This is a genomic window from Microbulbifer maximicatervae (SeqCode) (assembly GCF_052467955.1).
In genome coordinates, this window is the sequence record NZ_CP174329.1 from 4,356,948 (window position 1) to 4,382,443 (window position 25,496).

The following is a 25,496-nucleotide window of genomic DNA, read 5'->3' on the forward strand; positions in this document are numbered from 1 at the left end:
AAGATAACTTAATTACCAATCACCGCCTGGATCTGTTCATGCACATTGCGGCCCTGTTCGTCCTTTTTCTGAGCCATTAGGTAGAGGCCGTTACCGCCGCTACCCTTGGCCCACAGTTCCCCTACCATACGTTTTTCCTTCTCCTGGTCTGCGGTGAACCGGTCGGCACCTTTATACTCAATGACGAGAAGCCGCTTATCCTTTAGCCGGACAACAAAATCTGGGTAAGTGCGCTGGCGTGATGTGGGCATCCAGAATTGAGAGTTGTGCACCAGGTTACGGACCCAGAACTCTACTTCATCGAGGAAGTCGATGGCTTGGGCACACTCAAACTCTTCGGTGACCTTGCCCTTAGGTGTTTTCCAATCCAGGTCACCCGGCACAGGGTAATAGTGCTTCCGGAATCGGTAGGCACCGGAGTAGTAGTAGTGCGCTGGGTATTCGGCCATGTCAGCAGGGTAGGTATAGGTATGGTCCGGTCCATCACTGGTAACGATTTCCATGCCGCCATCGAATAGCGCTTCCTGGAACCCCTCTTTGTAGGCCTGAATCTTGGCCGTCTGGAGCTGTTCAGACAGCTTGCGGCGCAGGATGAACTGACCTTTCAGCAACTGAGCCAGCGAGAACCCGCGATCTTCCTTCAGCCCATTGATAGCTCGGCGCACCCATTCTCTGAGAACGGGTTGCTTCACAGAGGGCTCTCGGATCTCGTGATCAAGCCAGCCCACGAGATCCGCTTCAGTGCGGTCATGGGCGAAGCCCGGCAGATAGGTGGAAGCGTCATCCTCAATAAGGTGGTAATTGACGTGCTGCCCCTCCAGGTCCACCTCGAAAGTCATGGTTTCGTCATTGATACGAAAGCTGGAAAGGTCCGGGGGGCTGTCCAATAGATCCCAGGTGAAGTTGGCTGAAATCGCGCCTTTATCTACCAGCTCAAGATCACCCTGCTCGATCATGCACAGGCGGGGGACACTGAACGCTGCACCACGCTCACAGGGAGCCTTGGCGGCCAGGGTTTTCAGCTGGTGTTGTTCAACCTGAGCGGCCAATTCTTCCCGCTTCTTGGGCGGTGCCGTAGCGACAATTGCCTCTACGGTAGCCGCGTCAATTTCGTCGGTCAGCTCAATTGAGCCACCGTTCCCTTCTAGATTCGGGGTAAACAGAACCCGTTGCTGATCCCGCTCCGGCGCTTTGGAGAGGTCCGGAGCTTTTCGTACCTCAATACGTGTGGCAGGAAGCGGAGGAGGTGTTACTTCGCCGCCTTGGAGAGGAAGCTCATTATCCTTCCGAATCGCGGTGGCGGCCTCCATCGGATTGAAGCCGATGTTCACCAGGGACTGAGTTAGCTCCCCTGCAGCCCGGCCGAAATCGTCGGTGACGGCATGGGCATATGCCTTGTTCATGTCATCCTGCCGGCGGCGGGTCGCATACGGCATCCGCAATACCCGGCCAAGTAACTGCTGAATGTCCTTGTCACTTTTGACCCGAGCTACTGAACAGAACACATATGCGAAGGAGCAGTCCCAACCCTCCTTGAGAGCCTGCTTGGTGATGATTACCTCGATGGGGCATTCCCGCGCAAAAAGGTCTACACCGTCAATCTCACGGGTCGTGCCGGTGGCGATGGCTATCGCCTTCTCGGCAACCCCTGTCGCGATAAGATGCCGTTTCACTTCCTCAACAGTGGCAGCACCTTTGGCGTTCTGGGCTTGCACCAGCAAGATGGGCCGGATGTAGTCGGGCTCGTCCGTAGCTGTTTTGGCGAGCGTGCTCCGGCGAGCCACTGCGCTGTTGATGGCTTCTTGCCACTCTCCGTTGTGCTCTTTCAGAACAACCGGGAACTTAATCATGTTCTCTGATTTCAGTTCAAAGGCCGAAACACTGACCAGCACATTGGAACTCTTCACGTCCGGGGTTGCAGTTAGCTCTACCACCCCGCGTGGACCTAGCCGCTCATAGACGGTATACGAGAGCGGCGTGGTGGCATTGTGAGCCTCATCCATGATCACCAGTGGCCCGTGTATTCTGAGCAGGTTGGCAAAGGAAGCAACGACTCTGCCACTTTCGTCCCTGTGCAGATATTTCAATTCCTGGGAGCTACTGGTGAAATGCGGCTCTAGCTCTTCGTGGTAGTCGTAAACCTTGCGGCCTTCTTTGTTTTCCACACGCAATGCCGCAACGGTGGAAATAACGATACAGACCTTGGTTCCCAGGTCTGCGGGGCGAATCTGGGAAAAGTCCGCCACGTCAAAGACGGCGACCTGGCCACCGAAGGCTCTATCAAGCTCCTGGCGGTAGGGGTGCCTGGGATCGCTGAATGCTTCCAGCGTTTGATCCTTGATCTGTGATGTTGGAACCATCCACATTACCAGAGGGAACTGCCGCTCCAGTAACGTCCGGCCGGCTGCCTGGATGATGTGAGCCCCCATAATCGTCTTACCGCCGCCAGTTGGGATGCGGAGGCAGACATACGGCACGTCTGGCAAGCCTGGCATGGGCTTGTATTCATCCAACAACCCATCATCCACTGCTTTGTTGAAGGCCGATGCGACGCCTTCAATACGGGTCAATTCAAGGAATTGTTCCAAGCTGGCCAAGGATCGACGCTGATATTGCTTGAGGGTCAGAGCCATATTGCTATGCCTTGATATCGTACGGTGTTTGTTTGAAAGTGATTTCCAGCTCGTCTAGCTGTTCTTCTGTCATTCCGCTGGCCTCCCCATAGATCACCTTCGGGCCATCAAACTTGGAAAGCGATCGTAGGATTCGACGCGTCAGGACATTTCCACCTGTCTTGCTGTCATCGCCCAGAATCCCGTTATACAGCAGGTAATAGCCAGTTCCGTTGTGCTCACCAAGGAAGGGCTTTTTCAGTGCACGCGCTGGGCGGGCGGTGCCTGTTTCGGAGAACCAAACATGTGCGGCCAAGTTTTCAAAGCGTATGCCTTCCCGGATGTGACCATTTTCATCGAATATGGGGCTGCCGAGTTTGAAGAAACGAAAACCACCGCCTCCCTTCCAATTGAGCGACACTGAAATACCGCCTTGCTCGCCATTGATGACACTTTTTAAGCGTGGTTGACAATGGGAGCGGGCATGTTCGCCCATCTCTATACCGATCCATTGGCGGCCCATCTTGTGGGCAACGGCAGCTGTAGTGCCGGAGCCGAGGAAACTATCAAGAACGAGATCGCCCGGCTCTGTGGCGACTTGAAGAATACGCTGTATAAGCCTCTCTGGCTTTGGCGTGCCAAAAACGTCGTCACCAAATAACGAAACTATTTCCTTTTTAGCTTCTTGCGTATGACCGACGTCTTCATAGGACCACCATGTTTGTGGTGTTACCCCTTGTTTGACTTCGCTAAGAAAGATTTTAGGGGCGGGAACGTTCTTTCCCTCAAGGCCCCACCAAATTCTTCCCTCTGCATCCATCTCTCTGAATTTTTCTTCGCTAACGCGCCAGTAAGACCCTTTAGGCGGGCCGGGAATGACGCGGCCGCTCGGGCATGTTATTGAATAGGTGCCCTTGCTATAGAAATTGCGGGCCGCTAGGTTATTTGGTCGCCACGGGCCTCTCGGGTCATTATCTGGGTTCTTGTATGCCTTGTTTTGCTTGTCAGTCCTTGGCATCAAGTTTGGTCGCCATTTATCTTCATCCTTTGCATAGACAAATACATAGTCATGGTCGACAGATAAGTGCTTAGCACTACTCTTGGGTGCGTAATTTTTTCGCCAGAGAACTGTTGTAATGAAGTTCTTCCTGCCGAATATTTCGTCGGCAATTACCTTAAAATAATGCGCTTCATTGTCGTCTAGCGTTATCCAAATTGAACCATCTATCGCAAGGAGCTCGCGAAGCAATTCAAGACGGGGGTACATCATTGACAACCATTGCGAGTGCTCAAGGTTGTCATCATAGTGCTCAAAAGCGCTTCGCGTGTTGTAGGGGGGGTCAATAAAGATGCATTTTACCTGTCCCGCATAGTAGGGGATCAAGGCCTTTAGGGCATCGAGGTTGTCCCCCTCAATTAGCATGTTTGGGGAGTCTGGCTCTCCGTGGGACAAAGTCACAACTGGTTGCAGCAATCGGTACGGGGTGAGGGCCGCGCGGGTCAAATCTTCCTCGCGCTTATACCAGGATAACTGCGGCATCTAATGTTTCTCCCCTAATTTCTATACTTCTGCGGTGGTAAGCCGCGAGAGCAGGCAGACTTACTCTCAGCGGAGCAGGGTCGCCCCAAGGTGTTCAAAATTTAAACGGTATGCCTGTGTGGCGTCCGAGGTAGCCGGACACTTTACCGTAAATTGGGCAATCCCGCTGCTCTCCATCTATGAGCTAATTAATACATCCCCCTTCAGCCGTCGCTTCCGGGACGTGCTCTATTCGCTGTGCTCACTGAGCTACTGCGTATCTCATCCCTCAGGGTAACGATCCCTGGCTCCTTTGGGCGGTGCCCTGCGCGCTCCGCTTGCCCTGGCTAAGGGGCGCCGCCCCTCGCGCCTTGCTAGGCACCCCCCCACCTTCCGCTCTCGTTCGTTGTCCGAATACTCTGCCAGAGCAAGTTGAATAATGTGGTTCATGTACCGCTTACTTCCATAATCATCTTCCTTTAATGCAATAAAAAACTTAGGCCCTTATTGGCTTAAGCTGGCTTTCCAAACTATCCGCACTGCTCTTATGACCATTAATTGCCGCATCCTGATCCGGTTTTTTGCCATTGCTGGGGTGCGTGTGCGTAGCGAGCGTGCCGGCCAGAGCTGACACTACGCCGATTAAATCTTCTAATACCTTCAGCACGTTTAAAGATTCACTACCTAACCAAACCTTGCCGCCGTCTTTAACTTTGATGGTTTGGCGGACCTTGGCCACTGATTCCCAAATATTTCCGATTTGTTCTTTTAAGTCGCGGCCCGCTGAATTGTTAATATCACTGGCCGTTGTAATATTTAGATTATCCAGCGCGGATAAGTTCAGGCTGCCACCGGATAAGAAACGTAAAGCACCTAGGGCTTCAATTATTTTTACTCCCGCTACCTCTTCCACAGAATGTTCTTGTACTTGTCAGTATTCACTGTCGCAGTTTGCTTTAATTTCGGCGGCCTCAGTAATTCTGCGTAATGATTTTTCGCGTATATCGCCGTGGGTTTCACGGTTCCATTCTCCGCTGGCGTCTACCTTTTGCCGTACGGAGTCGCTTTGCTGCCAAATTAAATCTTCAAGGTCGAGCGCTGGGAGTCCTACCCTGTGCGATAACACCGTGCAAATAAATGGCTTATCCGCCATTGCCTGCATAGTGCAACGGTAACAGCATGAAAAATGGCAAGCGATCAAGTAACAAACCACTACCGTCTCGTAACTTATATCGACAAAGAACGGATAAATAACTAGCCAAGCTATCGATATTTATGTTTACATCACTTAATTAGGCTAGCATTTATAATTTAAACAAATAATCTTATAGATGATAAAAGGCATACTTAATTTAGATTCTTATTTTAAATAAACTTTTGCATCTACAGGCTCATTATATGAACAGTAATAATTCAATTACTTCCGGTGGTTGCTTATGTGGAGCTGTGCGGTACGAGGTTAAAGGGCCACTACGCAACGTAGTTAACTGTCATTGTAGTATGTGTCAAAAACTACATGGAAGTTTCGGCCCGCATACCAAAGCTCGCAAGGTCAACATTAAAATAACAAAAGATGACGGGCTGGCGTGGTATAAAACATCAGAAGTAGCCCGCAGAGGCTTCTGCCAGCAATGTGGTTCAAGCCTATTCTGGGAACCATTTAATCTCGATGCAACTGGAATTATTGCAGGATCACTGGATGGCCCAACCGGGTTGAAAACTATGGGGCATATTTTCACCGGCGAAAAGTGTGATTTTTACGAAATCGATGACGAACATCCTCAATTCAAGGAGTCATCTGATGGGCAACTAGTCAATGACTACAAATAGGTTATTTTTTTGAGCCAGAGTGATAGGGGCATGTTTTCGGTAATGCGGCCTCGTTTTCAAGAGCTTAAATACCGCCTGCTCCAGCCCACCAGTTCCAAATAGTGATTCAGCTGGAAAAGCACCCCTTTCGGTATGTTCAAATACTCACCACCGTCAAATGGAACAGATTTTGGGATTATTACCTAAGACTACCGGACTGAATCGAAGTGTGGACAGGCTCCTCATGCGTCTTGACGATACTGCCACAGATTGAGCTGTGAGATCTGCATAAGCCATACAGGCACATCAAGTAAAGCTTAGGGCTTAAAACGCCCCCCCTCCAAAACGCCAGCACAGTAGTCTTAAGCATTAGCTTGGCGAGTGATAGATTCGTTTGAACAGCTCATAAACCAGCTGATATCTATTAAACGCTCCCGCCATAGGGAGATGACTTCTTGTAGCACTTTTACTTCACAGTGATCAAGGGTATTGCCTCGAGGCTAACACTGGGTAAAACTGGAAGCTTTAAATAGATTTTACCAGGAGTAATTACCCCTGAAGGAGATTGCCTATTTGCAGATTTGGTGTTCACATAAAGCGCTATATGGTAGTGACTACTCATTAAACTGCAGACACCTAAGTCCATTTGTTATCGGACTGGTTTACCTAATGAACCTCTAAGATTCTACCCGGATAGTTGAAACATTATCATATTAGAAAAATATTGATTTCCAGAAATTCATATGAAAGTGAATGTTATTGAATTATTTATAACATCACTAGATAATTCCAGCACCATTTGGTTTTTTAATTCCAAACCAGTAACATCAAGAGGGATGTATATGTCTATTTTCTGGGTGGTTGATACTAAAGTAAGAGTTTTACCACAAAGCTCGCTACCTCAAGATGGTAGTACCTTCTACTTTGGAAGATCTATAGTTCCAGACGAATCTAAAGAAAGTGCTGTAGCTAGATTAACCGCCGCACTTGAAGAGGACTTCATGCTAGTTGAGGAGGTTTCCAACGTGACTACATATGATAGTCAGCAGTGGGAAACCGAAGCCGATGAAGACTTTGAGACCAAGGAATCTTATGAGGAAGCCCTCCAAACGGGAGAGATCGCATTCGGTTGTTTTTCGTCAGAGCTATCAATGGAGGATTAATTGTGACAAAGGGAGCCATGACAATAGCCGAAGGAAGTCAGGACAAAAAATTTAAAACCGATGCAACACTTATTTTAAACGGAGTACAAGAACATCAATATGTTCTTCGTACTGCTTTTGATTCACTGTCAGTTTGGAAAACCAAATATGCAGTCAGTGTATCGCCATTCTATCCCCGCCTAAAGACCAGCATTAAAGAGGCAGCTTTAATTGACAATGAAATCTGGGTTTTTGGTATAGATGGCACTAATTCAAACCATATAATTGACGCAGTAACAGTAGCCTCCCAATTCTATATGATTGAGCCTAGGGATATTCTTAGTAATATATATGTGAAAAATCTGAATGCCGAAGGAGAAGCCGGTCTTGAACTCAACTTCTTGGTCCAGCTGAATAAAGATTTATATAGAGCAACAACTGAGGCTATCATGGAGGCCTGCAGGCACTTTGGTATAAATAGTGAAGTAAATCTCCATGTATATAGCTCCAATATAAATCCAAAAATTCCTCAGAAAGATTTACATCAAGCAATGAAAGATGGAGGAGCCTCTTCAGTTGTTACAGACCCTAGAAATATGAAGTATAAGTCAGGAAACAACCTTGGTAGTAAGGGCGCCAATATTAGAACCAATATGCATGTGGCAAAATTAGAGTTTTAACTGTATCGACATGAAATATAAAGCCTGATCGATCTAGTTAGTAAATTATTTACAGCTAGTATATAAATTGGGTTACCAGGAACAATTTATGACCCCATAATTTGGAGTATGATCCAACTTAGGGAACTAGCTCCCCATCTGGTAACTCATTCTATTTGATTTACAAGTAAATGCTCTGAATTTATATTCATATCCTGAATAAAAGAGCGGGATTCAAACTACCGAAAGGAGTAGATCAGCCGGGCGCGGATTATAGGAAATGTCGAACACCATCTACCCAGTATTTATTGAGCGGAGAATTAGCTCTGCTCTGCAGCCTCCACTTATCCCACTAAGCTACAAAAAGAAACCTTTAAAATTTCAGTTGAAAAACATCCAGTTCATAGATGAGAAGCCCAGCAATTCTATGGAGACTTTAGATCTCTATTAGCAGATTAATTACGCCCACATAACGGGATAAAACCTCCTTGTAAATAACAAGCACTGAATATTTCTTAGTGTTAAATGCACCCAGTTTTACGCTACTCTAGTATATTTGAACTCAAAATCTCCCCCACCAAATATAATCAGTAAAATTCCAGCTCCAAGTATTGGTAAATGCCCTATCAATTCATGAATACCGAGAATGGATGCGGTCAAAATGAAGAAACTTAATACCGTAATATTTGCCAACCGCGTTGACCACCCGAGCAAGATAACCAAACCAAAGCAGAATTCAGCCATTCCCGCAGAAAAAACGAAGGTCAAATCGGAGAAAGAGTGCCACCCCAGATTAGACATAAAGTTCCAATGATAGTGCTGCAGAAATTCAAGACCCAAGTGAGGATTGAGCCACTTATTGTGAACTGCCAGAGTCATTAGCTGAAGGCCTAGCCCACAACGTAAAGCAAGCAATCCAAGATCTGGCTTTTGGTACAATATAAATACTAGTGAAAGCCCTAAAAATTCAAAACCGTAATCAATCCAGATTGAGAATGGGTAAGTAGCCATTATTGAGAGCAAAAGCGCGAAGATTAGATACCCGGAGCTTCTTAGGCTGACATCTAAAATTAACACAATACCAATTACCAGCTGAAACTCATTAACAAGACTTTGCGTGGCAGAGAATTCCAGGTTAGGGGCCAGTAATACACCCGAAAAATAATTAAAAACAAAGGTTAACCCGATCAATGCGGACGTAATATGCCAAATTTTGTGGCGGCCAATATCGGACCAGAGGTTGGGAAATCTATTAGATACTCTGTGAACAGCCACTGTTTCAAGCGACTGTAAGGATCTATTCACCATACAGTATAGAAAGCCCCCCAAAAGAACTAACGCATATATCCAATTCCACTCAAACTCAACTACATTACCATCGTTTTGTACAAACCAGCGTACATGAGACCACGCAGGAGGCGAAACAAAGTAGCCCATAAAAGCTATAACCAGTAGAAAGCTGTAAGACTTCCTCCGTGTAAACATAATTATTACCTCAGTGAATACTGCTTTTAGCCTACAGAAACTTATGCAGGCAGATCTTGCACTTGGTCATATATAGTTCACGTATTTAGAGTAAATAAGGTAGCGTTCACATTGCTAGGTACTTAACAAATGTAAAAAAAATAGCATTCTGAGGGGATTCTTTGTCAACCAAAAAATTTCTTGAAGCAAGTTCACAAAGAGTGAAATCATTGCTCATTGGTAATGATCACCAATAGATCTTAGCTATCTTGCGCGCGTCTAGAATGAGCATATTATCCGTCAGACAAATGGGGGAGCAAGCACATAAGTCTATCTTTTATTAATAGTTTTACTAGAACCCAAAAGTGCCGTTTATTTATGATTGAATTTAAAAGATATGCTCATATTGAAGACTTAAGAAAGGGGTAAATAGCACTAGTGAAGCAGAAGAGTTTTCTCTCTTTATTTGGCGGGTTGTTGATTCCATTCATGATGACAAGGAAAACAAAATAGAGGTAATGGGCAGCACAGGCAATCTTGAAATGTTACCTGATCTCGAATATGAAATATCAGGTTATATGCGATCCGTAGGCTTCTATGATGTATGGTGTAGAGTGAGCAAACAGGCTTAATAGTACCAATACTCATTATTCAAGAATTGAAAATAGAAGCTCTACAAACCAGCTTAGTGTTGAGCTGACTAGTACTACTAGCATCTCAAGCCTTCATCCCAACAATTCTGGGCACCCACAAAAGTAGCAGCTTCAAATACATTCCATATTGATACCGCATAAAATACTGAATCAACCAATGCATAAATAGCCAGCCAAATAGGGGGCAACCAATACCTATTCCACGCAGCGCGCAAATCCCATGAGTGGCCATGCACATCGTCTCAGTTGAGCAGGCAAAAGCCAGTTGGCAGATTTCCCAGGATTTCGTAACTTATACCGCAACAAGCAATTGCAAGCCCTCCATCCTCTATATCGATAAAGAGACCATTCTGAAATCTCCTCCGTAGCCAAGGCTAACCTTGACAAGCCAGGAGCAGTCCTCACTACTCAGCTCAATATCACACCACTCACAGGCTAAAACTGTTCGTTCATCTACGAATATGTCGATTCGTCACTTTTTCAAACACCGAGATTACTGTCGCTATAAGCTAGGTCAAAACTCAATAGGAAAAGAAACTCTTATGAAAGTTACAGCCATTGCCTCCTGTTTACTATTAGCCTCAAGTAATAGCTTCGCCCTCGAAACCAATAAGAATGACTACGATTTGAGAATCGACAATGTACAAATATTAACCAGTAATGCAGAAGGCTTTAGCGAGAAAAGCCGTATTTACATTCAAGATGACCGCATAGCCAGAATCACTCCAATGACCAGGACAGCCCTACCTGCCGAGAATACCCACGATGCACAGGGTAAATATGCAATACCGGGCTTAATCGATTTACATGTGCACTTGAGTGCATCTGGGTCAACGTATAAGAATTATCAGCACCTGCCGTTAGAAACCAACTTAAACAATCAACTCTATTATGGCGTTACCGCTGTCACTGACCTTCTGATGTCGAGCGAGATGATGCAATCTATATCCCAGTTGAACGATTTGGCTCCACTAGTATTTGCCTCCGGACCCGCCTTCACCAACCCCAGAGGTCACGGTACCCAATTCGGAGTGAAAGTTCATGAGATTGACAGTATCGAGCAAATCAGTGCGAGCTGGGATGCACACTTAAGTTACCAGCCAAAGTTGACCAAAGCCATCATAGAAACTTTTGATGGTACTGTCGTCCCGCTCTCAGATGATGTACTCAAAGAGATTGGAAAACGCTCCCAAAGCGCCGACTTACCGTTTTTTGTTCATGTCTCCACCCTGGAAGATGGGAAACGAGCAATCAAGGCCGGGGCTACTGCTTTAGCCCACGGTATTAACTTTGAACCAGTAGACAATGAATTTGTAAAGCTCATGCTACAAAACGAGGTTACCTATATACCCACTCTATCAGTGCTTCATAATCAGGCTGATGAACATGAAAATCAATCTATCACTCAATTAGACTTGGCACCTATACACCCAAAAATGAAGGACTGCCTGTTTAATGAAGTCCAGGCACCAACCGCCAGTAGAAAACTAGCCTGGAAGAAAAAAACTATCGCATATAATAACGTGATCAAGCTAGCTAAAGCCGGTATTAAAATTGGCGCTGGCTCTGACTCCGGCAACCCCTACTCGCCACACGGACTGGGCTTAATAAGCGAGATATTAGCCTTGCACAAGGCGGGTCTATCCAACCAGCAAATTTTACTGGCCACGACACAGGTCGCGGCAAATACTTTGAATGCAAGTGAGAATATAGGGTCAATATCCCAGGGAAAACGTGCTGACTTTATTCTGCTAAATAAAAATCCTATTGAGAACATACAAGCAATTACAAACCCAGAAAAAATCTATCTTGCAGGTGTGCCAGTAGAGAGAAAACAGCTCATCGAGAAGAGTTACGCCACTCCCCCTATCGGTTCCAGTTGTGAATCTTCTTCGGAGAAGAAAGACCATAGAATATAAAAGAACCTTATAGTGTCAGCGCCCATTTAAATTGTAACTTATGGGTGCTGATACTCACCTTTAGATAACAAGAAAACACATCAAGCTGGGTTGAATTAAAACTATCTTATCTTATTTAATCCCAATATAATTGGCCAATCCAGAATAAGCTATGATAGCTATTGCTCATCAATATTTTATGTCAATACTAAAAGATCTTAAGCATCCTTTCTTTGCGAAATCATTTGTCGTCGTTCTATTACTAGATATCGCTTGCGTATTTGTTTTTTTTGAATCAGGAGATATAAGCTCGGTTAGTAGTGCTCTAACTGGTGCTCCGATATGGTTTGTTTTCTTTTATTGGCTACCCACCTGGTCCACAGCTCTCATTGTATTGCGCCTTAGACGCAAAGGGTATCATTCATTATTAATAGAGTGGATGATCCTGGTAGTCCATATGACTATTGGCAACCAGTGCGTTAGCTGGTTTATAGAGTATGCCTTAAATGTCGAAGGCGGCTTGAATATGGGACTGGGTATTATCTTTAATGGGCTAATGTGGGCTACCTGTTTATACTGTTCTTACGCTATGCTGGAATACCGCCATAAAGCCTCTGAGCAAAAGCTCGCCATGCAGAAAGCAAAATTACAAACATTACGTTATCAGCTAAATCCACATTTCATGTTTAACAGTCTTAATACAATCTCCTCCTATATTCATAGCGATCCAAACCTTGCTGATGAGGTTTTACATAAGCTGGCAGATATTTTGAGATATTCTCTCGACACTGGCGAGTTAGAAGAAACTACAATCAAAGAAGAAATTGAACTGATTAATAAGTATTTAGAAATAGAAAAAACACGTTTTGGTAATAATTTGAAGGTAGAGATTACGGTAGACCCAAGAGCCAGTGATGTCTCTATCCCTCCCCTATTATTACAGCCAATTTTTGAGAATTGCTTCAAACATTGCCGTACAATAGAAAGCTTACATATTCAATGTCGTATCTACTTAAAGAATGACAAGGTAATTATTGAAGTCGCAGATAACGGATATGGATTTCAGGAAAGCGTTCTTAGTTTTATCCACTCACAGGGAACTGGAATTCATAATTTGCGCCAGCGCATTGAGCTACGACCAAATGGAAAACTTACTCTAAGCAATCAAAGCGGTGCCCACGTTAAAGTTGAGATGTCTGTATGAATTTAAGGGTCATTATTGCCGAAGATGAAGCACCGGCAAGGAATAAATTAAAAGCTCAGCTGGCAACTATTAACTCTATTGAATTGGTTGCAGAAGCAAAATCTGGACTGGAAGCATTAACATTGATTGAGGAGTATCAACCACAACTACTACTGATGGACATTGAAATGCCTCATCTTAGTGGATTGGATGTGCTAGATGCCCTAACTTACCAACCCTATATTATTTTCACAACTGCGTATTCTAAATTTGCCATTGATGCTTTTAACCACGATACAATAGATTACTTGCTTAAACCCTTCCCATTGCAACGCTTAAAAGCTGCCATTGAAAAAGCTGAGAAGCGAATCAAACTTATTCATAACAGTACTCGGGTAGGGGGTGATTCGATAGCACTAAAGCGCCTCGTAAGTAAGTGCGATGATCGCATGACCTTTATTGATCTGAACGATATTTCTTATATTAAGTCTGAACAAGGTTCAATTATTGCTCATACAGAGAAAGGCATCAAACCCTTACAAATGGGCTTAGATCAACTGGAGCAAAAGCTTAATCCAGATCAATTTCTACGCCTACATCGTAGCTATCTGATTAACCTGGACAGAGTCTCGGAAATTCAGCGTTATTTAAATGGAAAATTGGCGGTGATTATTGATGACGAACAGAAAACCACTTTAATATCTAGCCGATCCGGAGCCGATAGATTGAAAATGATATTCGAGCAGGGAAGCTAGAAATCGCTATTTGTTTCTTTATTCTTACATGATTAGACCGTGCTTACACCATAAATGGAAATCGGGCTGAGTTTAATCTGGAATACTGGCAAGTACGTTCTTGATACCACCTCATAAGCACTATCAAGTAATCATTCCAACATCATAACTCATATCGACAAAGATAAAGTGCTGAACCAATTTAATACATTGGTAAAGAAACAGAAACCTTTAAAACCGGCTCAGCATTTCTTTAAGTAAAAACAAGAGTTTCGATATTCAATTATTCAAGAGACTCTTCAAATTCCTTTTTGCTCTCTAAATCGTAATAAAGGATATCACTCCAATACAAACCCACCGGAGGCTCACTCTCAACGTTGTCAAATTTATCATTGAACTGGAGCCCATAAAATGGACTTAAAGCAGATTCTGAATTGTTTTCTGCTGCACTCTTTACAATATCAGCCGATACCTTTGGGTCTTCAGGAAGTGCATCAATAGCTGCTCCAGCTTCACGGCAAGCGATAATTTCAGATTCAACGTAGCCACGCAGGACTGACTCTTCAGAGTCATCTATACAGTCGAGCTCGATAGTCTCAAGCAGTAGATGCCTATCCTTATGCTCTTGAAGGAATTCTAACGTTTCATTTAACATTGAATCCGGCAGATCCGTAATGTCTTTGCTAATAACTCGCAGAACTTCAACAAATTTCTTTAACCGCGCAAATCCTGCCTCAAAGTCACTACTAATAGCATAAAGTTGAGTTTTATCATCAGGTGAATCGTCCTCAAAGCCATCCGAGACCAGTGACGCGCACAGATTGGGATTCCCGGACATTAGTACACGGTAGGTGAAGGGAATACTATATGGCCATTCAGATAAGCCTGAGATAGTCTCGGGGCGGTCTGAATAGGATTTAGGTTGATTACTAAGGCTATAAAGATAAGAACGATTTGCCATTTTGAGGCTCCCTATAAATACTGCCAACGGCACAACTTTATCGCTGTCATGCCTTTTCTGCTCAAGAAAACTATTGGATTGAAACTTCCTGGGCTAAGAAAGTCGAGAGTGAAGTTAACTATGTGTGCTTACCATCCAGTTAGTTGCTAATAACCATCGGTTCATTCGTAAATTGAGTAGATGGATAAGTTAGGTACTGACCGCCAGCGTTCTATTTCTGTTAGAACTAGACTCTACCACTACTGAGCCTGATTATGTACAAAGGGGCTTTATTTTAATGATATTTTTCAGAAATTGATTTTAATCAATTTCAACTTGGAGTTTTTCTAACGGTGCTGTAGCCAGAGCCATTCAACTTTACCCCTGGAAATAGCTCTGGTCACTCGGGAGATTATCAAACCACAACCTGCCTTAACCTGAACTTTAAATTACTCACGCTATACATGTAACTATTGCTTACTTTTTCTACCCTCTGTCTTCGTTCATTAAGTCTACCTTAGTTACCAGGCTCCTATTATTCGGGGCACTCCCTTTCTTCCAATACCCCACCCCTCTTGATTGAGTATTCTGTATAACTTCCGGTCATTATATCGAGAATTTGTAACCAGGAATAAAACATCGCTTTTTCAGATTTAGCAATTTCTTCTGCCAGTTCCTTTGCGGATTCCTCTGTGGGTGCAGAATCCCTAAAGCTTTTTGCACCACCATTCATTAAATGAACCCGCTCTGCAAAAATTGCGAACCGATTGATTTTTCTTCCCATAATTTGCTCCTTATCCATAAAAACAGCTTAAGTCCTTACATTCCTAAGCTGATACTTCCATCCAATTTATACTTCGCTCAACTCCTCGCATTTGCGCCAGGGTCAGCTCTAACTCCTCGCGTAGATTCATCTCTACTGATACCGAAAAGCTGCGTACGTATTTTGTATAGTTAAGGATACAGATAGCGTACATTGGCCGGTTGTTATAACCCGATCGGTAACGGCAGATCCGGATCGGCTCCCCGTCAATAGTGATACTTCTGGCTCCCATTGCTACCTCCACTCAAGATACTGTACATGCATACAGTATACGGTAAGAGGTTCAGGAACTGTCAAGTCACTATTGCCGCCAGTCCAGGGCCCACTCCGCTCAAATCGCCCTTCTGCACGCAAAATTACCAGTGTTATCAAGGAGTTTGGTACGAGGGTAATCACCGTTTACGCCATAGCCGCAGATATACACTTCCTGTGTATTGGCAACCCAATCGTATAAAGTGCTGGGACAAGCCATAGACTGTATAATAAACGATCAGCGATCTATTTTTTGATTAAAAAATGATTAACAAGGCTTAAGGTGAGGGAACACCGGTGAGTAGTACATAGGCTACACCGCTCAACTCACTGCAAGGGAGAAGCAGAGGGGTTGTCGTAGAACAATGTGTATCCTGCTAGCTACCAGGAGTATTTGGGGAATGCTTGGGTAGTCAGCCTTTAGGAGGGTTTTGCGGTACCTCTAAGCTCTCTAGGCTTTTAGCCAGCCAGTCTTCATACCAGTTAAGATAGCTACTAGACCAAGGCTGTGGCTCACGGTAACTCTGAGTAACCCATACCTCTCCCCTATGAGCACCGTTAATAACTAACATAAATTCAATACCACAGCCTATTTCTGCAATATCAATGGTGCCTGCTGACATCGGATATTCATCTTCGTCATCCTGGTAGTAGTACGGAAGACCCTCTACGTTAGCACCGTAAGAATGCCCAGCCCCAAAACCAATCTCAAGAAGAAAGGCCCGAAACTCCTGCGGTAAAGAAATGTTGTATTTCTTCTCGATACCGTTAACTTCTTCCTCCGAAAACCGACGGAAGTTATAGTTCCAGCGCTCTGCACCAAAGAGAGAACAATCCTTATCCAAACCACTCAGCCGCTTAAGTTGTTGTTTGATGCCCAGAAGTCGGCTTTCTATATCTTGCGTACTCATACCGTCTATATTTTAAATATTTATAAGTTTCTGCATTGCCTAGATTACAACTTTTAACGCAACGACTAAACTGCCTCCTCCACATCCTGCCTCACCGAAACCTAACGAAGAGTGAGATTACTTCAATTTGTGAAATTTCGTTAATCTCAATTCGCGACCATAATTACTGCGATAAGAGCCCCAAAAATAAAATAGAAAAATACAATCCACCCTTGCACTAAGATACCTACTTACAAAAATCAAAAGAGATATTTGCGATGTATACCAGTGATTAAATTTAATTTAGCCAATTTAATCTAGATCAACTATGAGCCCAACAATATCAAACCACAACAGCAGATAGCATATTTTTAAAACCTTAAATACAGCTGAAAAGATAGGCACCGAAATGATCTTATTGGAATTTATTCAGATTGTTTTCAGTAACAAAACTGCGTAAGGTAAGTGAACATTTCTCGATATTTTGTTCGCTGCTGAGCAGCGTTATTTGTGGAAAAGTCGAATTCAAAATACCGAAGAACTTTATAAATTGCCTATTCCCTCAAAGGAGAACGGTAGCGTGACCTAAAAGTAAGTAAAAGTCGCTGACCCAAGGTGCTACCAACACCAGGGGCCAGCTAACCAAATTGATAGAATCATTATCAAAGTGGCTGTATGGATGATACGCTAGAAACCCGCTCGTCTTCAATAAAGTGGAGCACATTCAGTAACTTGAGGCACTTTCTCAAGTTCTGGCAGCGTTGTGTCCGTCTTTTCTACTTTTATGCCTACCGTTCCCGTGCCCCACCCCGCATTCACTCTTCAACTTTCTTTCTAAGCTTTCCCATTGCGGAAAGGCTACCCATGGTTTGAGTATCATTAGGGAATAACATATGTTGATTTTGACTCGCCGAATTGGCCAAAACCTCAGAATTGGGGCTAATGTCTCAATCACTGTATTGAACGTTAAAGGCAATCAAGTACAAGTAGGAATAAAAGCCCCCAAATCTTTAGCGGTTCACCGCGAAGAAATTTATAACCGTATCCAGAGGGAACAGAAGATAGGCAAGTAAAATCTGTGAGCGGAAAACCTGGACCAATTATTGGGGCAGCGTCGAGTAAGTTAAGGGGTTACACTGCCACCAATTATTGGCCTTTCGCGAGAGCAATCATACTTACCGTCAAGAACCCAATCATCTTGAAACTTTGGGATTATCACGAATTGGAGATACGCCATCTTCGAAGACTATATGTCGCCTTTGAAACTTCTTGTCCTGAAGGTATTCCGGTTGGCTAATCCGATCCATTCGAAAATGACGAAAGTCATTGCGAGCAGGGTCCCAAGCTACCAGATACCATAAGGGTGGTAAGATCAACATAGCTTGCGGCTCAACAACCCGGCTAGTTACTGCCCCTTTCGCATCACAATATTGGAAGCTCAGGTATAGTCGCTGAAGAAAAGCCGTTTCAAATGTAGGCAGTAGTAAGGGCGACATCTCTCCGACATTAGATATGTCTACCTCCGGTGAAAGCTTACCGATGTACAGGCAATCCATAAATCTGCGTAAATCACGTACCTTATCAACGGGTAAAGCCTTCTCTATTTTTGCCAGCCCGGCATCCGCAAGATCCGAAAAGGGCAAACTCCCTGCTGCACGCACGGATGCAACGCTAACAAGCAGCGCAAAAATCTCAGCGACCGAGAGCCGAGCTGTAGTTTGAACCGATTGCGGATCAAGTTGCAGGCCGCCTCCAGGGCCAGGTTCAGAACGGATAACAAAGCCCTCATCCCGCAACGAGCTGATATCACGCAGCACTGTGCGCCTGGATGCGCCAACTTCAGCGGCTAAATCGGCAATCGTTAAAGTGCCCTTTCGGCGAAGGCTTCGCACTATGGCGTCTTGTCGGAGACGTACATTCATTTTACACAGACATTAATAAATAGTGACAGTTTTTGGCACCATTAGATTCTAGCCTATGCACTCACGATCCAGCAAAGGGATGTTGAAGTTGGAACAACCCTTAAGGATAGAAAGCGTAGCCTGTTGGTAAACAGCAGCTCTCAAGACCTCCCCAAAAAAGAGGAAGTAAATTGTCTAGAATACCCGATTTCCCCACACCTACTCTTATCTCAGTGAATGGCATAGAGCTGGAAGTCTTTGAAGCGGGCCAACAGAACACAGGAAACCCCGTTGTGCTTTGTCACGGATGGCCGGAAAATGCCTTTTCCTGGCGCCACCAAATACCCGTTCTCGCCGCAGCGGGCTACCACGTTATCGTTCCCAATCAGCGAGGCTATGGCAACTCATCCCGCCCAACGGAAGTAACCAGCTATGACATCGAACAATTAACCGGCGACCTAGCTGCACTTCTGGATCACTACGGATACCAAGATGCCACTTTTATCGGTCATGATTGGGGTGCAATGGTCGTTTGGGGAATAGCGCTATTACACCCAAACCGTGTTAATAAAATTATAAACCTCGCACTGCCCTATCAAGCCCGAACAGAAAAACCTTGGATCGAGTTTATGGAGGAACTCCTTGGGAGCGATTATTATTTTGTGCACTTCAACAGGCAGCCAGGTATTGCGGACGCAGTGTTGGACAAGAACGCTTCCCAGTTCCTTCGTAACTTGCTCCGCAAAGACGTACCTCCTACACCGCCGGAGCCTGGTATGGTAATGATCAATCTCGCGAGAGCAGTATCACCGCTTGGTGCCCCCTTGCTGAATGATAGTGAACTGGCTGTATTCGTTTCCGCATTTGAAAAAACGGGTTTTACAAGTAGCATAAATTGGTATAGAAACCTGGATCGCAATTGGCATATCTTGGCAGATGTAGACCCAGTTATCCAAAAGCCGACCCTCATGATTTACGGCGATCATGATTTGATACCTAGGTCTCCAGATATCAAAGATTTCGTCCCCAATGTAGATGAGGTGAACCTTAATTGCGGCCATTGGATTCAACAGGAAAGACCGGAAGAAACCAATCAAGTGATTTTAAACTGGCTGGAACAACAATCCGCTACTTAGTATCCATTTCTCTAGGAAATTCCCTTTCAATTTATCCACACAGAACCCCATAAAAAGGGCGTTCACAGTAGGATACTCACTGTAAAGTGGCCATCTGGGGATAGCATGTGCATATAAGCGAGACATGCTACTTCATAAGGCCACTGCTCAACACTATATATCTCGATACAACTCATCAGCTACTGATAAATTGGCTTTGCTGCCGAGATGTTCCTCACCTCTAAATTTGGCTGACAATCATCCCTTAAGTATGTAAAACTAGTGGCTTAATGCATCCACTCTGGTGCAGGCAGATCATAACTTCACTGTCAATTTCAGAATTTTATAATAACTGGATTCCCAAATGGAAAAGGTTGCCATATTTGTTGATGTGCAAAATGTTTATTACACATGTCGACAAATCTATAAACGAAACTTTGATTACAACAAGTTTTGGCGGGAGGTGACAGGGGGTAAAAAAGTTGTTAAAGCCATAGCTTACGCAATCGACCGTGGTGATAGAAAACAGTATGAATTTCAAAACATCTTAAGGTCGATTGGTTTCGAAGTGAAGTTAAAGCCCTTCACCCAAAGATCCGACGGCTCAGCCAAGGGCGACTGGGATGTGGGCATCACTATTGATGCTATGGAATATTCAAACTCGGTAGATACAGTGATTTTAGTGTCAGGAGATGGCGACTTTGACATTCTTGCCCATAAGCTCAGGTTAGATAGAGGCAAGAAAGTTGAAGTATATGGTGTTCCGGAATTGACGGCTGGAGCATTAATTAATGCGGCGAGCAAATTCACTCCAATTGAAGATAGGTTATTGCTGTAATAACTACCAAGGCTACTAACTGGTGTTCAGTGGCCTTAAAGAAATTTCGCTCAAAATAACCATCTAGTCACTTATGTGATTTTAGAACAAATACCTATGCTATTAGTCAACAGACAAGTCTATTATTGGCTTTTATACTATCTAATAACACCTTAGTAAGGCTCAAGGCGTCAACAAATGAAGAACTCATTAGTTATAATTTTGACCCTATTCTCTATGGCTTCTATAGCAAGAGGGGATGTAAATAATTGCCCTCAATTAAATCTCAACATTCCTGAATCTAAAGCCAACCCAGTAATAAAGGTCGCACCACTGCGTCCAATAGGCACTAACAGGAACTTACCCGTATGCGTAGTCGTGTCCTTTAGACTGGTAGAGAAACCGACGTCTGAAGGTGGAGGTCTTGTTCCTGGGGAAATAGAGATCGAAGGTTCATCTGATAAAGCATGGGATACCCCCGTTAAAGTCGCCGTATCAAGATGGCTTTACCTTTCAGAAGGTATCGACTATCGTGGGCGTCAGTATGTGATCTATAAGATTCCCTCACAATCCCCATAGTCAAAAACTAGAAAAGCTAAATGGTACCGTTTAGAGATTTTATGCGTATATTGGTACTCTTGATTACATTTATCCCCGCAGCAGTTTTTGCAGGAGGTATAAATTGTACTAGCGACGGAGACTCAGATCGCTATAAAAATCAGCTCAAAAAATTCAATGCTCAGCTACTATGCGGCCTAAGTCCTGAGTATGTTGCAGGATTTCGTATTGTTTTTGCTCCATCATTCGGACAAGCCAAGATAACAACGGTTTACCAACGCCATGACGGGACACTAGATGTAAATGGTAAATATCCTCTATCGTTATCTCAGTACATGGACATGGTTTCCCAATTTAAGGATCTCAACCTCTTTGAATTAGAAAGTTATGATAGATTAATTGATTTGTACTGTGCCAAGCCTCCAAAATTATCAACGAAAATAGATTCCTCCGAACCTAATAAATGCCCTTTGGGGTTCGATGGGGAGACCGTTTATATTGAGGCTGCCTATGGAGGCCAAAAAAGGACCGTTCAGCGCTGGAATGGACTAAGTGTTGCTCCCGATGTGGAAAGGGACTTTAGTAAAACTGCAAATTTTCTCCTAAATATACTTGACTCTGAAATTAAGGAATAATTTATTTTTATATATACTCAATGAGAACACTTAAGATTCTATTATTTTGCTTTAGGGAGTGGAAAGGATTTAGCCTAATAGTTCTCCTTCTATTACTGGTGTTACTTCATGTTATTAACCTTGCCAGTAACACCGAGAAGGTTGTAAAGCAAAATGGTACAATCAAATCAAAGTTTTATATTGGTCGCTCCAATGCTGCTCACATACCAAAATACCAATATCAAGTAGAGCTGAAGAATCGCAAGGTGATTGATGTGGGCAGCGATATGAACCTACACCCAGGTGATACGGTTTGTATTGCAAGCATCACTTATAAAAATAGCTTGAGAGTCGCCCAATATACCATAGAGACTTCAAACGGCTGCACCGGTGCACAGTAATCGGCGTTGCGTAAGAATCTAATTTTATGTTCCGACTAACTCCACGAGACTCTAGCCGTTGAGTTTTAGGCGTCAGCTCAGAGACCCGCTAATTCCCATGCCTATCAATTCTTATATTAGTTTCTTTACCTTAACCATATTAATAAACTCAGCATGGTGATAGGTGCGCCTAACTTATTGATATTATATGCTTTTTTAGTGGTATTCAGGGTATATGAAGTATTACCCCTGTTACCAAATGCTATGTTTCTAGAGTCGCGTACAATCTACGGAACCAGAAGGCAATGGCTATCAGAATCCTTTCTATCGATGGTGGAGGAATCCGGGGAATCTTGCCTGGCCAGATACTGGTGTCCCTTGAGCACAAGCTAAAGGTGAAATCAGGCAATCCTGACGCCAGGATAGGCGAGTACTTCGACCTGGTGGCCGGAACAAGTACCGGTGCTGTATTGGGTGCCGCCTATATATGCCCTAACAAGCGAGGAAAACCCAAGTTTTCTGCTCAAGATGCTGTCAACCTCTACCTAGAGAGCGGTGAGAAGGTATTTGGCTCCGGATCATGGCCTTTTCTAGAAAAGTTAAAGCTATTGAAGCAGGAGAAGTACTACTCCAAGGAACTGGATAAAGCTATTACACCATTCTTCAAGAAAACAAAACTTAGTAATTTATTAAAGCCCTGCTGCTTTATTTCTTATGATATCAAAAGACGGAAACCAATCATTTTTAAGCAACACCGCGCCATAGTAAAGAATGAAGATTTTCTGGTTAAAGATCTTCTCTTAGGTAGTACAGCGGTACCAACCTACTTTGAGCCTGCACGCATTTTTTCACTTCCTCCATCCAACAATAAGTATGTCCTCGTAGACGGTGGCATGGTAGCCAGTGATCCAGCTTTATGTGCCTACTCCGAAGCTATCAAATTCAGTGAGGTCTCCGGGATTAAGGATATGATTATTTTGTCACTAGGCACTGGCACAGAACTTTCAGGGTACAAATACAAAGAGGTCAAAGATTGGGGGATGTTTAACTGGGCAAGGCCCGCCATTGATATCGCTGTAAATGGAAACGCACAAATGGTTCATTATTACCTAAAGCAAATCTCCTCTACCGTAGAGAACTCAAATTACTACCGCATACAGCCAAAACTCTATACTGCTGACTCAGCTATGGACAATGCATCACCAGAAAATCTAAAGAAGCTTAAAAAGTCGGGAGAAAGGAATGCAGAGTATTTTGATAAAGAGCTGGAAGAAATAGCTACTATATTAGTCAACAACCAAGGGAGCCATAGGTATCAGTAATGCTACCGATCGGGACCAGCGCTGACTTTATCAAATTACAGCTATAGAAAGTCATACTACTTATTAGAGCTTAGGTATTTTTCTCTTACCTGATTAATCATACCTCCTGCTTCCAACACTTCAATTTCGTCCTTAGCCAAATCACTCCGCAAGTTAATACATTCTCCTGATGATTTAATTATTAATTTAATTGAACTGCTTGACTTTATCTGTGCAATTGGATTGTCAATTTCAAGAGCTACCCCCTGTTGAAGAAGATTGTAATCATCAAAATTCTCAAATAGCAATGGCAGCACACCGAAGTTAATAAGATTACGCCGGTGTATACGGGCCATACTTTTTGCAATTATGCACCTCACCCCAAGAAAACGTGAAGATACCGCCGCATGCTCACGGCTGGAGCCTTGTCCATAATTTTCACCACCGACAACAAAACAGTCTCCATTGAGCTTCACTGCCCGATCATAGAACGATTCATCGATTCGTGAGAATGTATAGCGGCTGATGGCGGGGATATTTGAGCGCAGCGGTAAGATTTCTGCTCCAGCAGGTAATATTTCATCAGTGGAAACATTATCCCCTGCTTCCAGCAATAATGGGCCAGTTAAAACTTCCGGTAGCTTTTCGAAATCAGGAAGGGGCTTGATATTTGGCCCTTTAATTAACTCCACTGCTACTGGGATTTCTTGAGGTGGCTGCAATAACGGACGTATATCAGGTAGATATTCCGGCTCATGGAAGCTGGGGTAATCCATATCCAGGTCACGAGGGTCAGTGATCACCCCTCTTAACGCACTGGCAGTGGCCACTTCGGGGCTGCATAAATAGACTTGGTCGTCTGCGGTGCCTGAGCGGCCACGGAAGTTACGTGGGACCGTGCGCAAGCTGATACCGCCACTGGCGGGAGCCTGCCCCATGCCGATACAGCCACCGCACCCAGTTTGATGCAAGCGAGCTCCCGCTTGTAGCAATTTTGTCAGATCTCCACTCCGACTGAGCTCTTCGAGTAACTGACGTGAGGTTGGATTGATGTCAAAGGAAACGTCATCGGCTATTCGGCGACCTGAAACCATGCGTGCAGGTATCGCAAAGTCTCTCAACCCTGGGTTGGCAGAAGAGCCAATATAGCTCTGATAGATAGGACGGCCCTCCACTTCACGGACCGTCACAACTTTGTCTGGGCTTGATGGACAAGCAATTAGCGGCTCGAGATTTGATAAATCGATAGTATCTTCTTCGTCATAACCAGCACCTTCATCGGCCTTCATTTCGACAAAGTCGTTTTCACGATGCTGCTGCTTTAGGAAAGCCCTTACTGCTTCATCGGCAGGAAAGACGCTGGTGGTAGCGCCCATTTCCTGCCCCATATTGGCGATCACATGGCGATCCATCGCTGTCAATTTAGCCAGGCCGGGACCGTAATATTCAACAATCTTGTTAACACAGCCCTTAACAGACTGCCGACGCAACATTTCCAGAATGATGTTCTTAGCGCTAATCCATGGCGGCAACTCACCTTCGAGCTTCACACCGAGTATTTTGGGCATTTTCAGTGCAAAGGGGGCGCCTGCGATGGCCATTGCTACCTGTAAGCCACCGGCTCCAATCGCCAGCATCCCCATAGAACCCGCTGCACAAGTATGGCTATCTGCGCCAAGTAATGTCTTACCAGGCACATCGAAACAAGCCATCTGTACTGGATGGCTGACACCATTACCGGGCCGCGAAAACCAAATTCCAAATTTACGACAGGCACTTTGCAGGAATATATGATCGTCGGCGTTTTTAAAATCCGTCTGTAACAGGTTGTGGTCTACATATTGTGCTGAAAGCTCGGTCCTGATTTGAGACAAACCAAGTGCCTCAAGCTCCAACATAATAAGTGTTCCCGTCCCATCCTGAGCTAGCGTCTGATCGATCTTTATCTCTATTGGGCTGCCAGGCTCCATTGATCCACTCACGAGGTGGCTTTGGATAAGTTTCTGCGCAAGATTCATAGGCATAAAGGGATACCCGGTGAGTGAGCTGGATCTTTCTAGTATTGATTTAACTAGATCTTGATCATTGTAGCTCTAGCTTCCTCGGCTGAAGCACCGTTATAGCTGCAGGACTATGTAAGCGCCAAGGCTATACCCCCGGACTCTTAGTAGCCCTAACATACGTTAGCGCTACCTGAACCGTTTGCTTCCGCAGTTTTGTAATGTCTGACAA

The 25,496-nt window shown here is 44.4% G+C and carries 24 protein-coding genes; 14 read left to right on the forward strand and 10 right to left on the reverse strand.

Features of this window, described 5'->3' with window-relative positions; all coding sequences use genetic code 11:
• Positions 1-8 precede the first annotated feature (8 nt).
• From ACJJI5_RS18790 to ACJJI5_RS18800, 3 genes are all read right to left on the reverse strand, one after another.
• Positions 9-2,633, reverse strand: coding sequence for a DEAD/DEAH box helicase (locus ACJJI5_RS18790; RefSeq protein WP_445354926.1), 2,625 nt, complete (start codon positions 2,631-2,633; stop codon positions 9-11).
• Positions 2,634-2,637: 4 nt separating this feature from the next.
• Positions 2,638-4,152, reverse strand: a complete 1,515-nt coding sequence (locus ACJJI5_RS18795; protein ID WP_445354927.1) for a site-specific DNA-methyltransferase — start codon at positions 4,150-4,152, stop codon at positions 2,638-2,640.
• A 475-nt stretch (positions 4,153-4,627) separates the two neighbouring features.
• The gene (locus tag ACJJI5_RS18800) at positions 4,628-5,044 is read right to left on the reverse strand and encodes a hypothetical protein (RefSeq protein ID WP_445354928.1); all 417 of its coding nucleotides are present in this window, start codon (positions 5,042-5,044) and stop codon (positions 4,628-4,630) included.
• A 485-nt stretch (positions 5,045-5,529) separates the two neighbouring features.
• On the opposite strand from ACJJI5_RS18800, the gene ACJJI5_RS18805 reads away from it, so the two are divergent.
• From ACJJI5_RS18805 to ACJJI5_RS18815, 3 genes are all read left to right on the forward strand, one after another.
• On the forward strand, positions 5,530-5,961 hold the full coding sequence (locus tag ACJJI5_RS18805) for a GFA family protein (RefSeq protein WP_445354929.1): 432 nt from the start codon (positions 5,530-5,532) through the stop codon (positions 5,959-5,961).
• A gap of 722 nt (positions 5,962-6,683) precedes the next feature.
• Positions 6,684-7,103 carry a hypothetical protein gene (locus ACJJI5_RS18810; RefSeq protein WP_444894946.1) on the forward strand — a complete coding sequence of 140 codons (420 nt, stop codon included), beginning with the start codon at positions 6,684-6,686 and terminating at the stop codon, positions 7,101-7,103.
• A gap of 2 nt (positions 7,104-7,105) precedes the next feature.
• The gene (locus ACJJI5_RS18815; protein WP_444894947.1) at positions 7,106-7,762 is read left to right on the forward strand and encodes a hypothetical protein; all 657 of its coding nucleotides are present in this window, start codon (positions 7,106-7,108) and stop codon (positions 7,760-7,762) included.
• A 516-nt stretch (positions 7,763-8,278) separates the two neighbouring features.
• Here the strand turns inward: ACJJI5_RS18815 and ACJJI5_RS18820 are convergent.
• Complete coding sequence (locus ACJJI5_RS18820; RefSeq protein WP_445354930.1) at positions 8,279-9,178, reverse strand: hypothetical protein; 900 nt, start codon at positions 9,176-9,178, stop codon at positions 8,279-8,281.
• 910 nt (positions 9,179-10,088) lie between these two features.
• On the opposite strand from ACJJI5_RS18820, the gene ACJJI5_RS18825 reads away from it, so the two are divergent.
• The 4 genes from ACJJI5_RS18825 to ACJJI5_RS18840 all read left to right on the forward strand — a co-directional run bounded on the left by ACJJI5_RS18825 (position 10,089) and on the right by ACJJI5_RS18840 (position 13,694).
• A complete protein-coding gene (locus ACJJI5_RS18825; RefSeq protein WP_445354931.1) occupies positions 10,089-10,226 on the forward strand; it encodes a hypothetical protein in 138 nt (45 codons plus the stop codon).
• A 258-nt stretch (positions 10,227-10,484) separates the two neighbouring features.
• Positions 10,485-11,777 carry an amidohydrolase family protein gene (locus tag ACJJI5_RS18830; RefSeq protein WP_445354932.1) on the forward strand — a complete coding sequence of 431 codons (1,293 nt, stop codon included), beginning with the start codon at positions 10,485-10,487 and terminating at the stop codon, positions 11,775-11,777.
• A gap of 151 nt (positions 11,778-11,928) precedes the next feature.
• Positions 11,929-12,960: a sensor histidine kinase gene (locus ACJJI5_RS18835; protein WP_445354933.1), complete on the forward strand. Its 1,032-nt coding sequence runs from the start codon at positions 11,929-11,931 to the stop codon at positions 12,958-12,960.
• On the forward strand, positions 12,957-13,694 hold the full coding sequence (locus ACJJI5_RS18840; RefSeq protein ID WP_445354934.1) for a LytR/AlgR family response regulator transcription factor: 738 nt from the start codon (positions 12,957-12,959) through the stop codon (positions 13,692-13,694). Before ACJJI5_RS18835 ends, ACJJI5_RS18840 begins: the two co-directional genes overlap by 4 nt.
• Before the next feature lie 262 nt (positions 13,695-13,956).
• On the opposite strand, the gene ACJJI5_RS18845 is transcribed toward ACJJI5_RS18840, so the two are convergent.
• The 4 genes from ACJJI5_RS18845 to ACJJI5_RS18860 all read right to left on the reverse strand — a co-directional run bounded on the left by ACJJI5_RS18845 (position 13,957) and on the right by ACJJI5_RS18860 (position 16,599).
• A complete protein-coding gene (locus ACJJI5_RS18845; RefSeq protein ID WP_445354935.1) occupies positions 13,957-14,634 on the reverse strand; it encodes a DUF7822 domain-containing protein in 678 nt (225 codons plus the stop codon).
• A gap of 514 nt (positions 14,635-15,148) precedes the next feature.
• Positions 15,149-15,415 carry a hypothetical protein gene (locus ACJJI5_RS18850; protein ID WP_445354936.1) on the reverse strand — a complete coding sequence of 89 codons (267 nt, stop codon included), beginning with the start codon at positions 15,413-15,415 and terminating at the stop codon, positions 15,149-15,151.
• Positions 15,416-15,440: 25 nt separating this feature from the next.
• A complete protein-coding gene (locus tag ACJJI5_RS18855; RefSeq protein ID WP_413664682.1) occupies positions 15,441-15,668 on the reverse strand; it encodes a hypothetical protein in 228 nt (75 codons plus the stop codon).
• A 433-nt stretch (positions 15,669-16,101) separates the two neighbouring features.
• On the reverse strand, positions 16,102-16,599 hold the full coding sequence (locus ACJJI5_RS18860; RefSeq protein ID WP_445354937.1) for an SMI1/KNR4 family protein: 498 nt from the start codon (positions 16,597-16,599) through the stop codon (positions 16,102-16,104).
• 872 nt (positions 16,600-17,471) lie between these two features.
• Here ACJJI5_RS18860 and csrA point away from each other — a divergent pair.
• Positions 17,472-17,651, forward strand: coding sequence for a carbon storage regulator CsrA (gene csrA / locus ACJJI5_RS18865; protein ID WP_299588813.1), 180 nt, complete (start codon positions 17,472-17,474; stop codon positions 17,649-17,651).
• A 120-nt stretch (positions 17,652-17,771) separates the two neighbouring features.
• Here the strand turns inward: csrA and ACJJI5_RS18870 are convergent, their stop codons facing one another.
• Entirely contained in the window at positions 17,772-18,500 is a 729-nt protein-coding gene (locus ACJJI5_RS18870) for a helix-turn-helix transcriptional regulator (protein WP_445354938.1), read from the reverse strand.
• 170 nt (positions 18,501-18,670) lie between these two features.
• On the opposite strand from ACJJI5_RS18870, the gene ACJJI5_RS18875 reads away from it, so the two are divergent.
• The 6 genes from ACJJI5_RS18875 to ACJJI5_RS18900 all read left to right on the forward strand — a co-directional run bounded on the left by ACJJI5_RS18875 (position 18,671) and on the right by ACJJI5_RS18900 (position 23,285).
• Entirely contained in the window at positions 18,671-19,615 is a 945-nt protein-coding gene (locus ACJJI5_RS18875; protein WP_445354939.1) for an alpha/beta fold hydrolase, read from the forward strand.
• A gap of 343 nt (positions 19,616-19,958) precedes the next feature.
• On the forward strand, positions 19,959-20,432 hold the full coding sequence (locus ACJJI5_RS18880) for a LabA-like NYN domain-containing protein (RefSeq protein WP_444906160.1): 474 nt from the start codon (positions 19,959-19,961) through the stop codon (positions 20,430-20,432).
• Positions 20,433-20,789: 357 nt separating this feature from the next.
• Positions 20,790-20,990: a hypothetical protein gene (locus tag ACJJI5_RS18885; protein ID WP_445354940.1), complete on the forward strand. Its 201-nt coding sequence runs from the start codon at positions 20,790-20,792 to the stop codon at positions 20,988-20,990.
• A 41-nt stretch (positions 20,991-21,031) separates the two neighbouring features.
• Positions 21,032-21,604 (forward strand): hypothetical protein, encoded by a 573-nt coding sequence (locus ACJJI5_RS18890; protein WP_444894961.1) that lies wholly within the window; start codon positions 21,032-21,034, stop codon positions 21,602-21,604.
• 20 nt (positions 21,605-21,624) lie between these two features.
• Positions 21,625-21,984 carry a hypothetical protein gene (locus ACJJI5_RS18895; RefSeq protein WP_445354941.1) on the forward strand — a complete coding sequence of 120 codons (360 nt, stop codon included), beginning with the start codon at positions 21,625-21,627 and terminating at the stop codon, positions 21,982-21,984.
• Between the two features lie 284 nt (positions 21,985-22,268).
• Entirely contained in the window at positions 22,269-23,285 is a 1,017-nt protein-coding gene (locus ACJJI5_RS18900) for a patatin-like phospholipase family protein (RefSeq protein ID WP_445354942.1), read from the forward strand.
• 56 nt (positions 23,286-23,341) lie between these two features.
• Here the strand turns inward: ACJJI5_RS18900 and ACJJI5_RS18905 are convergent, their stop codons facing one another.
• Positions 23,342-25,288 (reverse strand): aconitate hydratase, encoded by a 1,947-nt coding sequence (locus ACJJI5_RS18905; RefSeq protein ID WP_445354943.1) that lies wholly within the window; start codon positions 25,286-25,288, stop codon positions 23,342-23,344.
• Between the last annotated feature and the right edge of the window lie 208 nt (positions 25,289-25,496).